This is a genomic window from Burkholderia sp. AU30280 (assembly GCF_020420125.1).
Taxonomy (GTDB): domain Bacteria; phylum Pseudomonadota; class Gammaproteobacteria; order Burkholderiales; family Burkholderiaceae; genus Burkholderia.
In genome coordinates this window covers 358,942-371,274 of the sequence record NZ_JAIZRY010000004.1, presented here as the reverse complement: position 1 = coordinate 371,274, position 12,333 = coordinate 358,942, and the positions used below count along the sequence as shown (strand labels likewise).

16 protein-coding genes are annotated in these 12,333 nt (G+C 66.2%); 8 read left to right on the top strand and 8 right to left on the bottom strand.

Features of this window, described 5'->3' with window-relative positions; all coding sequences use genetic code 11:
* Positions 1-67: 67 nt before the first annotated feature.
* The 7 genes from rplI to LGN17_RS11950 all read right to left on the bottom strand — a co-directional run bounded on the left by rplI (position 68) and on the right by LGN17_RS11950 (position 4,402).
* Entirely contained in the window at positions 68-520 is a 453-nt protein-coding gene (rplI, locus tag LGN17_RS11980) for a 50S ribosomal protein L9 (protein WP_021156519.1), read from the bottom strand.
* Positions 521-547: 27 nt separating this feature from the next.
* Positions 548-823: a 30S ribosomal protein S18 gene (gene rpsR, locus LGN17_RS11975; RefSeq protein ID WP_006486248.1), complete on the bottom strand. Its 276-nt coding sequence runs from the start codon at positions 821-823 to the stop codon at positions 548-550.
* Positions 824-827: 4 nt separating this feature from the next.
* The gene (priB, locus tag LGN17_RS11970) at positions 828-1,127 is read right to left on the bottom strand and encodes a primosomal replication protein N (RefSeq protein ID WP_011657069.1); all 300 of its coding nucleotides are present in this window, start codon (positions 1,125-1,127) and stop codon (positions 828-830) included.
* A 40-nt stretch (positions 1,128-1,167) separates the two neighbouring features.
* On the bottom strand, positions 1,168-1,542 hold the full coding sequence (rpsF, locus tag LGN17_RS11965; protein WP_006402295.1) for a 30S ribosomal protein S6: 375 nt from the start codon (positions 1,540-1,542) through the stop codon (positions 1,168-1,170).
* A gap of 242 nt (positions 1,543-1,784) precedes the next feature.
* On the bottom strand, positions 1,785-2,681 hold the full coding sequence (locus LGN17_RS11960; RefSeq protein ID WP_175955933.1) for an anti-sigma factor family protein: 897 nt from the start codon (positions 2,679-2,681) through the stop codon (positions 1,785-1,787).
* A complete protein-coding gene (locus LGN17_RS11955) occupies positions 2,671-3,312 on the bottom strand; it encodes an RNA polymerase sigma factor (protein ID WP_226196960.1) in 642 nt (213 codons plus the stop codon). The genes LGN17_RS11960 and LGN17_RS11955 overlap by 11 nt, the downstream gene beginning before the upstream one ends.
* Before the next feature lie 178 nt (positions 3,313-3,490).
* Positions 3,491-4,402 carry a LysR family transcriptional regulator gene (locus LGN17_RS11950; protein ID WP_226196958.1) on the bottom strand — a complete coding sequence of 304 codons (912 nt, stop codon included), beginning with the start codon at positions 4,400-4,402 and terminating at the stop codon, positions 3,491-3,493.
* Positions 4,403-4,574: 172 nt separating this feature from the next.
* Between LGN17_RS11950 and gcl the strand changes: the two genes are divergently transcribed.
* The 5 genes from gcl (at position 4,575) to lysM (ending at position 9,067) form a co-directional block, all read left to right on the top strand.
* Complete coding sequence (gene gcl, locus LGN17_RS11945; protein WP_226196956.1) at positions 4,575-6,350, top strand: glyoxylate carboligase; 1,776 nt, start codon at positions 4,575-4,577, stop codon at positions 6,348-6,350.
* A 43-nt stretch (positions 6,351-6,393) separates the two neighbouring features.
* Positions 6,394-7,203, top strand: coding sequence for a hydroxypyruvate isomerase (gene hyi, locus LGN17_RS11940; RefSeq protein WP_226196954.1), 810 nt, complete (start codon positions 6,394-6,396; stop codon positions 7,201-7,203).
* On the top strand, positions 7,200-8,138 hold the full coding sequence (locus LGN17_RS11935; RefSeq protein ID WP_226197152.1) for a 2-hydroxy-3-oxopropionate reductase: 939 nt from the start codon (positions 7,200-7,202) through the stop codon (positions 8,136-8,138). Before hyi ends, LGN17_RS11935 begins: the two co-directional genes overlap by 4 nt.
* Positions 8,139-8,460: 322 nt before the next feature.
* Positions 8,461-8,631 carry a hypothetical protein gene (locus LGN17_RS11930; protein WP_226196949.1) on the top strand — a complete coding sequence of 57 codons (171 nt, stop codon included), beginning with the start codon at positions 8,461-8,463 and terminating at the stop codon, positions 8,629-8,631.
* A complete protein-coding gene (lysM, locus tag LGN17_RS11925; protein WP_021162125.1) occupies positions 8,597-9,067 on the top strand; it encodes a peptidoglycan-binding protein LysM in 471 nt (156 codons plus the stop codon). Before LGN17_RS11930 ends, lysM begins: the two co-directional genes overlap by 35 nt.
* Positions 9,068-9,164: 97 nt before the next feature.
* Here the strand turns inward: lysM and LGN17_RS11920 are convergent, their stop codons facing one another.
* Positions 9,165-10,187, bottom strand: a complete 1,023-nt coding sequence (locus tag LGN17_RS11920) for an asparaginase (RefSeq protein WP_226196947.1) — start codon at positions 10,185-10,187, stop codon at positions 9,165-9,167.
* Between the two features lie 274 nt (positions 10,188-10,461).
* On the opposite strand from LGN17_RS11920, the gene LGN17_RS11915 reads away from it, so the two are divergent.
* From LGN17_RS11915 to LGN17_RS11905, 3 genes are all read left to right on the top strand, one after another.
* Positions 10,462-10,752, top strand: a complete 291-nt coding sequence (locus LGN17_RS11915) for a PsiF family protein (RefSeq protein WP_226196945.1) — start codon at positions 10,462-10,464, stop codon at positions 10,750-10,752.
* 269 nt (positions 10,753-11,021) lie between these two features.
* Positions 11,022-11,471 carry a hypothetical protein gene (locus tag LGN17_RS11910; protein ID WP_175955919.1) on the top strand — a complete coding sequence of 150 codons (450 nt, stop codon included), beginning with the start codon at positions 11,022-11,024 and terminating at the stop codon, positions 11,469-11,471.
* A 230-nt stretch (positions 11,472-11,701) separates the two neighbouring features.
* Positions 11,702-12,289 (top strand): YSC84-related protein, encoded by a 588-nt coding sequence (locus tag LGN17_RS11905; protein WP_039367021.1) that lies wholly within the window; start codon positions 11,702-11,704, stop codon positions 12,287-12,289.
* Positions 12,290-12,333: the final 44 nt, after the last annotated feature.

Genomic DNA, 12,333 nt, shown 5'->3' with positions numbered 1-12,333 from the left:
GGCCCCGGTTGCCCGGACGCCTGCCCTAGCCCGGACGGCGGAAGCCGCCCGGAAAGCTTGCGTACGCTTACGCGTGGTCGCCGATCACGTTGATCGTGACGTCGACGACGACGTCCGTATGCAGCGCGACCTGGACGTTGTGCTCGCCGATCATCTTCAGCGGGCCTTCCGGCATGCGAACTTGCAGCTTCTCGACTTCGAAACCTGCCTTCTTCAGCAGTTCCGCGACGTCGCCGTTCGTGACCGAGCCGAACAGACGGCCGTCAACGCCCGACTTCTGCGTGATTTCGAACGACTGGCCGTTCAGCTTCTCGCCGACTGCCTGCGATGCCGCCAGCTTTTCAGCGGCGATCTTTTCGAGTTCGGCGCGGCGAACTTCGAATTCGGCGATCGCTTCCTTCGTTGCACGGCGAGCCTTGCGGTTCGGGATCAGGAAGTTGCGAGCGTAACCGTCCTTGACCTTGACGATGTCGCCGAGGTTACCCAGATTGGCGACTTTTTCCAACAGAATGATTTGCATTCGAATTCTCCTTATTGCGTCGCCTGATTACGCCTTGTGCTGATCGGTGTACGGCAGCAGCGCGAGGAAACGCGCACGCTTGATGGCCGTATCCAGCTGACGCTGATAGTGCGCCTTCGTACCCGTCAGACGAGCCGGCGTGATCTTGCCGTTTTCGCCGATGAAGTCCTTCAGCGTTTCCGTGTCCTTGTAGTCGATCTGCTCGACGCCTGCAGCCGTGAAACGGCAGAACTTCTTGCGCTTGAAGAGCGGGTTTTGTTGCTGACGACGCTTGTCGAATTTCTTACCAGTCGGGCGGGGCATGATTTCAGTCCTTTCCAATGTCCTGCAATGCTGTGATGTGAAACACCAAGGTTCTCGCGTTGCGGCTCTTCTTTGCCAGGAAGCCCGTGAACAGCGTTTCGACGCCCATTTCACGACTTTCCAGCCTGCCGCTCGCCTCACCGGCCGCCACCGCCTCGATCGTCATTTCGACCTGACGGGGAATGCCTGCTTCGACGACTTCCGTGCGGTGATGCAATGTGGCGCTTGCGATCGGAACACCAGCCGGTGTATATCGCACCGGCGCGCGTTCGACGACGCTTGCCGTCAATTGCAACCTGTTCACGTGAGTGGCGCGCTCCTTGATGGCTTAATGAATGACGAACTTAAGCCTGCGCTTCGGTCGGCTGAGCTGCAGCCGCCTTCTTGGCTTCTTCGCGCTGAACTTCCTTCATCATCGGCGACGGGCCGGTCTCGGCCTTCTTCATCTTGACGATGAGGTGACGCAGCACGGCGTCGTTGAACTTGAACGCGTGTTCGAGTTCGTCGAGCGTCGTCTGGTCGCACTCGATGTTCATGCAGACGTAGTGAGCCTTCGCGAGTTTCTCGATCATGTAGGCCAGTTGGCGACGGCCCCAGTCTTCGACACGGTGGATCTGACCGCCGTGCGACGTGATCGTGGTCTTGTAACGCTCGATCATCGCGGGCACTTGCTCGCTTTGATCGGGGTGCACGATGAATACGATTTCGTAATGACGCATTACACACTCCTTGTGGATTGAAGCCACCCGGGCGTCTGAACCGGTGTGGCAAGTGAGAAGCCGAAGATTCTAACCCGGATACGGGGCGCATGCAAGGCCAATCGACGATTCGCGCGCGGATTCGGCCATGTTTTCAAAGACTTGAAGAGGCGAACCCGCGCGGGCGGGCCGCGCTTCGGCTCTTTTCCTGGTCAGGGTCGGAACAGAAACGCGCGGCGGGCCCGCAGGCCGCCGCCGCGCCGTCACTCGGTGCGCGTACCGGCGAGCCGCGCATCGAGCGCGGTCCTGAACGCCGCGAGCGCCGGCGGCTCGGCGTCGGTCACGGCCCACCACGTCATCCCGGCCGCGTCCCAACGGTCGAGCGCATAGCCCTGCGACACCGTCGCGTACGGCGTGCCCGGCCCTTCGCCGGCCGGCCGCACGTAGACGTCGATCACGTGCTGCCGGTAACGGTAGACGAGCACCGCGACGCGGCGGCGCCCGACGTAGTCGAGCCGGCCGCCGACCAGCGCGAAGCCGTCCGCCGCGAGATCCTCGACCGGCGGCGCATAGTCGAGCCGGCCGTTGAACCACGGCTTGACCGTGTGCCGGTCGGTCGAGATCACGTCGATGTCACGCGCCGACAGGTCGGCCCGCACGTGGCTCGACACGAGTTCGTCGACCGTGCGGTCGATGTCGGCGTGACGCGCCGACAATGCCATCCCGCCCGCCGCCGCGAGCGCCACCAGCAGCGCGACACCCCAGCCGAGGCCGGGCAGCGCGGCGACCCGCGGCCCCGCACCGGCAGGCGCCGGGCGCGCCGCTGCGCCTTGATCCGTCAGCCACGAGAACCAGCGGCGGCCACGCGGACGCGGCTGCGGCCGTGACCGCGGTTCGGGCTGCGGCTCCGCCCGCGCCTGCTCGCGTGCAGGCGCATCGGCCGCTGCCGGCAGGCTCGCAAGGATGCTCGCCCGCAGCGCATCCGGCGCACGGTGATAGTCGGCCTGACGCACGGCCTGAACCAGCGTGACGATCCGCGCGCGTTCACGGCGGCACGCTTCGCACCCTTCGACATGCTGCTGGACCCGCAACGCGTCGGGCGCCGACAGCTCGCGGTCGACGTCCGCGTCCAGCAACGCTCGCGCTTCGTTACAGTCCATCGATAGCCTCCGATGCGGTTCCGCCCGCCGGCGTACGGCCCGGCCTGCCTTCGGCCGCCGGTGCCAGCGCGCCGCCCAGCAGCGCGGCGAGCTTGCGCCGGCCACGTGCGAGCCGCGACATCACCGTGCCGACCGGCACATCTGCGATCGCCGCGATCTCGCGATAGCTCAGGTCTTCCATCTCGCGCAGCACGAGCACCTCGCGGTATTCGGGCGGCAGCTTCGCGAGCGCTTCATTCACGAGCCGCACATTCTCGCCGCGCAGCAGGTGCGCGAGCGGATCCTCGGTCGCCGGTTGCCAGTCGTCGGGCACGTCGGTGTCGTCGAGCGTGTCGGGCAGCGCGACCTCGTGCGCATGCGTGCGGCGCCGCCATTCCGTGTACCAGGTGTGGCGCACGATCGTCAGCAGCCACGGCCGTGCGTTGTCGCCGCGACACGAATCGACGAAGCGCAGCGCGCGCATGCACGCGTCCTGGACGACGTCGTCCGCATCGCCGGCGCTGCCGCTCAGCCAGCGCGCGAGGTTGTACGCGGCGTCGAGATGCGGCAGCACGAGCGCGCGAAACCGCTCGCCGCGCGCCACCGCGTCGTCCGCCGACCGCTCATCGACCGCCTGTCCGCCTTGCCCCACATGGCCTCCCTGGTCCCGGCGGCCGAAGCCGCGCCCGTCGCGCGCACGGTGCCCGGACAGACCGGCAACGCGCGCGCTCGATGACCTTACCGTCGTTGCGTCGAGTTTATTCCCGCGCCGCGCGCCCGAAGCGTAAAAAAACGCCGGGCGGCCCGGTGGCCGGGGCCGATCGCGCCAGTTACGGCGTGGTGTTCCAGTAGCCTGGGCTCGCGTAAGCGGCGCGCAGGTAGTCGATGAAGTAGCGCACGCGTGCCGGCACGTAGCGCTGCTGCGGGTAGACCGCGAGGATGTCGTAATCGGGCAATGCATACTCGTCGAGCACGGTCTCGAGCTCGCCCGTCTCGAGCTGCGCGGCGATTTCCCACGTCGAGCGCCAGCCGAGCCCGAGACCCTCGGCCACCCAGCGGTGCAGCAGTTCGCCGTCGTTGCAGTCGAGATTGCCGGCCACGCGCATCGTCGCGATCTTGCCGTGGCGCTGGAAATACCAGCCGCGGTTCTGCCCGCCCTGCAGGTTGAACGCGAGGCAGTTGTGCTTGAGCAGGTCGTCGAGCGACTTCGGCCGGCCGTGCCGGCGGAAATACTCGGGCGTGCCGCACACGACGCGCCGGTTCGATGCGAGCTTCACCGCGACGAAGTTCGGATCGACGGCGCCGCCGATCCGGATCGACAGGTCGTAGCCTTCGCGCACGAGATCGACGACACGGTCGGTCAGGTTGAACGACAGCTGCATCTCGGGCTTGTCGGCCAGAAAGCCGGGGGCGTGCGGCGCGACGTGCTTGCGCCCGAACGCGGCCGGCGCGGACACGATCAGGTGCCCGCTGACCGCGCGGCGCCCGGCGGCCAGCTCGTTCTCCGCCTGGTCCCATTCGGACAGGAGACCGCGGCAACGCTCGAGGAACGCAGCGCCCTCCTCGCTGACCACCAGGCGCCGCGTCGAGCGGTACATCAGCTTCACGCCGAGACGCTTTTCGAGCGCGTCGATGCGCCGCCCGAGTACCACCGGCGACACGCCCTCCTCGAGCGCCGCCGCCGCGAGGCTGCCGGCATCGGCCACCCGCACGAACGTCTCGATCTGCTTGAAGCGATCCATCTCCCGTCTCCGTCTCTGTTCCGGCACCGGCGAAAAGCCTCGCCCAGCCGTCATTCCATACTTTTAGTTTCGAAATAAGCGACTTCGGCTGATCTTATCAAACCTTTCCTGCATCCCTAAAGTGTCCCCAACAGACCCATTTGCAAGATCCACCCCATTCAAGGAGACATTCATGGCCAAGATGAGAGCCGTCGACGCCGCTGTGCTCGTGCTCGAGAAAGAAGGCATCCAGACCGCGTTCGGCGTGCCGGGTGCGGCGATCAACCCGTTCTACTCCGCGATGCGCAAGTCGGGTGGCATCAGCCACGTGCTGGCACGCCACGTCGAAGGCGCGTCGCACATGGCCGAAGGCTTCACGCGTGCGGCCCCGGGCAACATCGGCGTGTGCATCGGCACGTCGGGCCCCGCCGGCACCGACATGATCACGGGCCTGTATTCCGCATCGGCCGACTCGATTCCGATCCTCGCGATCACCGGCCAGGCACCGCGTGCCCGCCTGTACAAGGAAGACTTCCAGGCCGTCGACATCGAATCCATCGCCAAGCCCGTCACGAAGTGGGCCGTCACCGTGCGCGAGCCGGCGCTCGTGCCGCGCGTGTTCCAGCAGGCGTTCCACCTGATGCGCTCGGGCCGTCCGGGCCCGGTGCTGGTCGACCTGCCGATCGACGTGCAACTCGCCGAAATCGAATTCGACATCGACACGTATGAACCGCTGCCGGTCTACAAGCCCGCGGCCACCCGCGCGCAGATCGAGAAGGCGCTCGCGATGCTCAACGACGCGGACAAGCCGCTGATCGTGTCGGGCGGCGGCGTGCTCAACGCGGCGGCCGAAGACCTGCTCGTCCAGTTCGCCGAAACGATCGGCGTGCCGGTGATCCCGACGCTGATGTCGTGGGGCGCGATTCCGGACGACCACCCGCTGATGGCCGGCATGGTCGGCCTGCAGACGTCGCATCGCTACGGCAACGCGACGATGCTCGCGTCGGACTTCGTGCTCGGCATCGGCAACCGCTGGGCGAACCGCCACACGGGCAGCGTCGAGGTCTACACGAAGGGCCGCAAGTTCGTGCACGTCGACATCGAACCGACGCAGATCGGCCGCGTGTTCGGCCCGGATCTCGGCATCGTGTCGGACGCGAAGGCGGCACTCGAGCTGTTCGTCGCCGTCGCACAGGAATGGAAGGCCGCCGGCAAGCTGAAGGACCGCAGCGCATGGGTCTCGGAATGCCAGGAACGCAAACGTACGCTGCAGCGCAAGACGCACTTCGACAACGTGCCGGTCAAGCCGCAGCGCGTGTACGAAGAGATGAACAAGGTGTTCGGCCGCGATACGTGCTACGTCAGCACGATCGGCCTGTCGCAGATCGCCGCCGCGCAGTTCCTGCACGTGTTCAAGGCGCGCAACTGGATCAACTGCGGCCAGGCCGGCCCGCTCGGCTGGACGATTCCCGCCGCGCTCGGCGTGCGTGCGGCCGACCCGAGCCGCCCGATCGTCGCGCTGTCCGGCGACTACGACTTCCAGTTCATGATCGAGGAACTGGCCGCCGGCGCGCAATTCAAGCTGCCGTACGTGCACGTCGTCGTGAACAACTCGTACCTCGGGCTGATCCGCCAGGCGCAACGTGCGTTCGACATGGACTACTGCGTGCAGCTCGCGTTCGACAACGTGAACGCGCCGGAACTGAACGGTTATGGCGTCGACCACGTGGCCGTCGCGGAAGGCCTCGGCTGCAAGGCGCTGCGCGTGTTCAAGCCGGAAGAGATCGAGCCGGCACTGCGTCAGGCGCAAGCGCTCGCGGAGGAGTTCAGCGTGCCGGTGGTCGTCGAGGTGATCCTCGAGCGCGTGACGAACATCTCGATGGGCGCCGAAATCGACGCGATCAATGAATTCGAGGATCTCGCCGAGAAGGCCGAGCACGCGCCGACCGCGATCTCGATGCTCGACTGAACCGCACGACATTTTTGACTGACCGACCGAAGAGGCTTAGCTCATGCCGAAGTTTGCTGCAAACCTGACCATGCTGTTCAACGAAGTGCCGTTCCTCGACCGCTTCAAGGCGGCCGCCGACGCGGGCTTCGACGCCGTCGAGTTCCTGTTCCCGTATCCGTACGCGAAAGAGGAACTCGCCGAGCGGCTCGAGACGCATCGCCTGCGCCTCGTGCTGCACAACCTGCCCGCGGGCAACTGGGACCAGGGCGAGCGCGGCATCGCGTGCCTGCCCGATCGCGTCGGTGAATTCCAGGAAGGGGTCGGCCGTGCGATCGAGTACGCGAAGGCGCTGAAGGTGCCGCAGCTGAACTGCCTCGTCGGCATCCCGTCGGCCAGCACGGCGCGCGACAAGACGTTCGTCACGATCGTCGACAACCTGCGCTTCGCCGCCGACGCGCTCAAGCGCGAAGGCATCCGCCTGCTCGTCGAGCCGTGCAACAGCTTCGACATCCCGGGCTTCGCGCTGAACCGCTCGTCGGAAGGACTCGACGTGATCCGCGCGGTCGGCTCGGACAACCTGTTCCTGCAGTACGACATCTATCACATGCAGCGCATGGAAGGCGAACTGGCCGCGACGATCGAACGCAACCTCGCATCGATCGGCCACGTCCAGCTCGCGGACAACCCGGGCCGCAACGAGCCGGGCACCGGCGAGATCAACTACGCATTCCTGTTCGCGCTGCTCGACCGGCTCGGCTATGCCGGCTACGTCGGCTGCGAATACAAGCCCCGCACCACCACGACGGAAGGCCTCGGCTGGCTGCAAGGCTTCGCCGGCTGCGCGCCGGGCTCCGCGCGTCGCGCAGCCTGAGTAGCGCCCTTCCCGTTTTCAGCCCCATAGGAGACTTTCACATGGCAACCATCGGTTTCATCGGCCTCGGCATCATGGGCGCGCACATGGCGCGCAACCTGCTCAAGGGCGACCACCAGCTCGTCGTGAACGGCGCGTTCCCGATCCCGGACGACCTGCGCACGAGCGCGAAGGTCGTCGCGAACTCGACCGAAGTCGCACGGAACGCGGACATCATCATCTCGATGGTGCCGGATACGCCGGACGTGCGTAACGTGCTGTTCGCCGACGACGGCGTCGCGAAGGGCCTGACGGCCGGCAAGCTCGTGATCGACATGAGCTCGATCTCGCCGCTCGACACGCAGGAATTCGCGAAGCAGATCAACGCACTCGGCTGCGACTACCTCGACGCGCCGGTGTCCGGCGGCGAAGTCGGTGCACGCGAAGCGACGCTGACGATCATGGTCGGCGGCCCGGAAGCGGCCTTCGAGCGCGCGAAGCCGCTGTTCGAGAAGATGGGCAAGAACATCACGCTCGTCGGCGACAACGGCGCGGGCCAGACCTGCAAGGTCGCGAACCAGATCATCGTCGCGCTGAACATCGAGGCAGTTGGCGAAGCGCTGCTGTTCGCCGCACGTTCAGGCGCCGATCCGGAGCGCGTGCGCCAGGCGCTGATGGGCGGCTTCGCCGCATCGCGCATCCTCGAAGTGCACGGCGCGCGGATGACGAAGCGCACGTTCGATCCGGGCTTCCGCATCGAACTGCACCAGAAGGACCTGAACCTCGCGCTCGACGGCGCACGCAAGCTCGGCCTCGCACTGCCGCACACGGCGAGCGCGCAGCAGTTGTTCAGCGTGTGTGCATCGCACGGCGGCAAGGCATGGGATCACTCGGCACTCGTGCGTGCGCTCGAGATCATGTCGAACTTCGAGATCGGCCAGACGCCGACCGCTTGACGCGGCTGCGGCGATGCGCGTTTCCGCTGCGATGGCGGAGGCGCGCGACAGACATACGCGACCGGCCCGGCCGGTCGCATCGATGCGCGGCACATTCGCGCATCACGGTGGGGCGCCCCGCCCTGCACTGCCAACGGCATGCGGAACGGGGCGAAAAAACGCCGCTCTGGGCTGAGAGCGGCGTGGTGGGGTCCGCAGCGGCACCCGGCGACGCCGGGGAAGCCTTGGTCGGTCAGACGTCGTCGTCGGGTGTCCGCCTGTCGGATTTCGCGTATTACATTTCTTTACGTTCAAGCGTGCGATTTTTCATGCAATCGTCGTCATGAACGCCTACACTTTCGCCACGCCTTTCGAGAAAACCGCCGCGCTTGCGGTCACTTCGGTGACCGCGCCCAGCGCGGTGTTTTTTTCGCCACTTCATGGCGCGTTTTCTTTTCAACCACCAAAGGAGTGCAACGATGGGTCTTCTTTCGTTTATCAAAGAGGCGGGTGAAAAACTGCTGGGTCATGCCGATGCGCAAGCAGCGGAAGATCCGAATGCCGCAAACCAGACCGCGGCCGATGCCATCAAGAACTACATCAACACGCAGGGTCTCGATACGTCGAACCTGACCGTCGCGTTCGACGGCGCATCGCGCACCGTGACGCTGTCGGGCAGCGTCGCCGACCTCGACACGAAGGCCAAGGTCAAGGTCGCGGCCGGTAACGTGCAGGGTGTCGCGGGCGTCAACGACGACGATCTGCAACCGGACGATCCGGAAGTGCAGTACCACGACGTGAAGCCGGGCGACACGCTGTCGGCGATCGCCAAGGAAGTCTATGGCGACGCGAACAAGTACCCGGCGATCTTCGAGGCGAACAAGCCGATGCTGTCGAGCCCGGACCGGATCTACCCGGGCCAGAAGCTCGTGATTCCGCCGCAGTCCTGAGCATTTCCGCCGGACTGATGCGACAAAAGCAGGCCATCGGCCTGCTTTTTTTCATGGTGACGCGCGGCGGCCCGGGCTGCGCGGATCAATCGGCCGGTTACAACGTATCGAACATGCGTTGCAGTTCGTCGCGGCCATGAATGCCGTTCGCGAGCGCGAGCATCAGCAGCACGCGAGCCTTGAACGGGTTCAGCGACCCTGCGCTCACGAAGCCGAGCGCATCGTCGTTCGCGGCGCCGTTGCGCATCACGTGCCCCGACCCGACGCGCGACGCGCGAACCACCGCGACACCTGCATTCACCGCATCGGCCAGCGCCGCCTGCAGCGTCGCATGGATCGAGCCGTTGCCCGTGCCCGCGACGACGAGTCCGCGTACGCCGGCCGCGACGAGCGCGTCGACGGCCGTCCGCGTCACGCCCGCGTAGCTCGCGACAACTTCGACGGGCGGCCACGCGGCGGCGATCGCCAGTTGCGTGTCGCGCGAACGCGTGATGCGGCGCGCGAATTCGACCCGGCCGTCCTGCACCCAGCCGAGTGCGCCGAGCTCCGGCGACTGGAACGCGTCGACCGCATAGGTGCTCGTCTTCACGACGTCGCGCGCGCCGTGGATCCGGTTGTTGAACGCGACCAGCACGCCCTGCCCGCGCGCGGACGGATGCGCGGCCACCGTCACGGCGTTCAGCAGGTTCAGCGGGCCGTCGGACGACAGCGCAGTCGCCGGGCGCATCGCGGCCGTCAGCACGACCGGCTTGTCGCCTTTGACGACCAGGTGCAGCGCATAGGCGGTTTCCTCGAGCGTGTCGGTGCCATGGGTGATCACGATGCCGTCGATCGCCGGATCGGCCATCAGCGCGTCGATCCGCGCGGCGAGCGTATTCCACAGCGGCGGCGCGAGATCCTTGCTGTCGATGCTGGCGATCTGCTCGGCGTCGATGCGCGCGATGGACGCGAGCGCCGGCACCGCGTCGACCAGCAAATTGACGCCGAGCGCGCCGGCCTGGTAGCCGGCCGTGCTGGCCGCGTCGGGCGCGGCGCCGGCGATCGTGCCGCCGGTGGCGAGCACGGCGATGCGCGGCAGGGCCGCCGCGGACGAACGGATTGCGAAATTCGGAGTATTCATGGCCGCGATTGTAAAGGCTTGCGGCCGGGATCCGGCAGGTTCCGGTACGGTGACCGAGGCTGGCCGCCGCACATCATCATGGTTTATCCCGATCGTCCGGCACCACGTGCCGTCAACGGCCGTGGTGTCCGCAACGTTATAGAAAATGCCGTTTTGGTGTTTTCACATTGATTTGCCATAATCGGAGCGCGCTGTGCGATGCGGCCCCAACTTCATTGCGCGGTGCTTCGTGACGGCGTCGATAACACGCAATTCACCCCATGGGAGTGTCGAAATGAAAATCCAATCGCTCGTAGCCGCAGTGCTTCTCGGCGGCATGCTGGCTTCCCCCGCGTTCGCGGCGAACAGCCAGCAGGACAAGATGAAAGCCTGTAACACCCAGGCAACCGGCAAGACGGGCGACGAACGCAAGGCGTTCATGAAGGACTGCCTGTCAGCGAAGCCCGCGAAGGCAATGTCGCAGCAGGACAAGATGAAGGCGTGCAACACGCAGGCCACCGGCAAGAAAGGCGACGACCGCAAGGCCTTCATGAAGAGCTGCCTGAGCAGCCAGCCGGCAGCCTGAGTTCCGGCGCTCCCGTATCGAATGCCGCGCACCGCTTCGGCGGGCGCGGCATTTTTGTTTCGTTGCACGCGCATCGACGCGCCCCGCCCCCGCGCTTTTACCACGCCGCCTGCCCCGCTTTCCCGGCTTGCCGTACCGGCGCCGCCACATGGTGCGGCAATTCGCCGCGTTTTCTTCTATGATGGCTGCAACGCGGCCCATCCAAGTACAAGAAGCGCCATCGGGCCGCCCTCGAGACAGACGCGCACGCGCGTCAAACGGAGGCATGGATGGCATGGAGACAACACCGCTGGTTCCGCCGCTGGCTGATCGTGATCGTGTTCTGGGCCGTGCCCGTTGCGATCGTCGCCGTGCGCGAAATCCGCGAGGAAATGGCGTACAACAAGGCGGACCTGCAGCTCGCGCTGACCACCTGGCAGCTCACCGACGCGCAGCAGCGAACCGGCGCCGCCGCGAAGTGCCACGGGGATCCTGACGAGGCGCGCGCGGCCGGCTGCCCGGCCGACGTGCTCGCCGCCAATGCACCGCGCCAGCAGGCGGCCCGCGACGAATACGTGGTGCGTCGCAGCACGCTCGCGAGCTACCTGTGGCACGCGTTCGTCGGCTACTGGGTCGTGCCGGCCGCGTTCCTGTTCGCGTGCGGGGTCGTGATCGCGCTGATCCGCCGCGCGCTGCGCCGCCCCCCGATCAAGCCGCCTGTTCCGCCCGTCACGCACTGATGCGCGCGGCAGGCGCCGCAGTCCGATCGACCTCCGTGTTTCCCGCATGCCGACGTGACGTCGCCATGCGGGCGCCGGTTCGTCCGTTGGCGCGCCGCGACATCCTCGAGCGATTTGACGCTTTTTCACGTCGCAACGAAAAGAGGCTGTAATCCGCTGTGATATAACTGCCGACGTGATCCGCTCCCTGAGCGAGACTCACTCCGAACATCATCCGATGGAGAAGAACGATGCAAAAACGGAATCTTGTGCTGAAAGCCGCCGCTGCGCTCATCGTCGGTAGCCTCGCGCTCACCGGTTGCACCACCACCCCGGACAAGCCGGACAACGCCGCAACGAACGCGTCGAAGCGCCAGGCAATCGACTCGAGCGTCGACGCCACGCTGTCGCGCATGTACTCCACGGTCAAGGGTTCGCGTGAACTCGTCGCGAAGTCGCGCGGCGTGCTCGTCTTCCCGGACGTCATCCAGGCCGGCTTCATCGTCGGCGGCCAGTCCGGCAATGGCGCACTGCGCGTCGGCGGCAGCACGGTCGGCTACTACAACACGTCGTCGCTGTCGGTCGGCCTGCAGGCCGGTGCACAGTCGAAGGCGATCGTGTTCCTGTTCATGACGCAGGAAGCGCTCGACGAATTCCGCGGCTCGGACGGCTGGGCAGCCGGCGCCGGCGCGTCGGTCGCGCTCGTGAAGATGGGCGCGAACGGCGCGGTCGACACGACCACGGCCACCGCACCGGTCCAGGTCGTCGTGCTGACGAACGCGGGCCTGATGGGCGACGTGTCGATCAACGGCACGAAAGTCACGAAGCTGAAGATCTGACGCTGGCGCACCGCCCGTGCGCACGGCGCGCGGGCGATGCGCAA

What these genes read in the sequence shown, in the direction of transcription:
- rplI (WP_021156519.1), bottom strand. Translation starts at nt 520, where the DNA reads ATGCAAATCATTCTGTTGGAAAAAGTCGCCAATCTGGGTAACCTCGGC.
- rpsR (WP_006486248.1), bottom strand. Translation starts at nt 823, where the DNA reads ATGCCCCGCCCGACTGGTAAGAAATTCGACAAGCGTCGTCAGCAACAA.
- rpsF (WP_006402295.1), bottom strand. Translation starts at nt 1,542, where the DNA reads ATGCGTCATTACGAAATCGTATTCATCGTGCACCCCGATCAAAGCGAG.
- LGN17_RS11960 (WP_175955933.1), bottom strand. Translation starts at nt 2,681, where the DNA reads ATGGACTGTAACGAAGCGCGAGCGTTGCTGGACGCGGACGTCGACCGC.
- LGN17_RS11950 (WP_226196958.1), bottom strand. Translation starts at nt 4,402, where the DNA reads ATGGATCGCTTCAAGCAGATCGAGACGTTCGTGCGGGTGGCCGATGCC.
- gcl (WP_226196956.1), top strand. Translation starts at nt 4,575, where the DNA reads ATGGCCAAGATGAGAGCCGTCGACGCCGCTGTGCTCGTGCTCGAGAAA.
- hyi (WP_226196954.1), top strand. Translation starts at nt 6,394, where the DNA reads ATGCCGAAGTTTGCTGCAAACCTGACCATGCTGTTCAACGAAGTGCCG.
- LGN17_RS11930 (WP_226196949.1), top strand. Translation starts at nt 8,461, where the DNA reads ATGAACGCCTACACTTTCGCCACGCCTTTCGAGAAAACCGCCGCGCTT.
- lysM (WP_021162125.1), top strand. Translation starts at nt 8,597, where the DNA reads ATGGGTCTTCTTTCGTTTATCAAAGAGGCGGGTGAAAAACTGCTGGGT.
- LGN17_RS11920 (WP_226196947.1), bottom strand. Translation starts at nt 10,187, where the DNA reads ATGAATACTCCGAATTTCGCAATCCGTTCGTCCGCGGCGGCCCTGCCG.
- LGN17_RS11915 (WP_226196945.1), top strand. Translation starts at nt 10,462, where the DNA reads ATGAAAATCCAATCGCTCGTAGCCGCAGTGCTTCTCGGCGGCATGCTG.
- LGN17_RS11910 (WP_175955919.1), top strand. Translation starts at nt 11,022, where the DNA reads ATGGCATGGAGACAACACCGCTGGTTCCGCCGCTGGCTGATCGTGATC.
- LGN17_RS11905 (WP_039367021.1), top strand. Translation starts at nt 11,702, where the DNA reads ATGCAAAAACGGAATCTTGTGCTGAAAGCCGCCGCTGCGCTCATCGTC.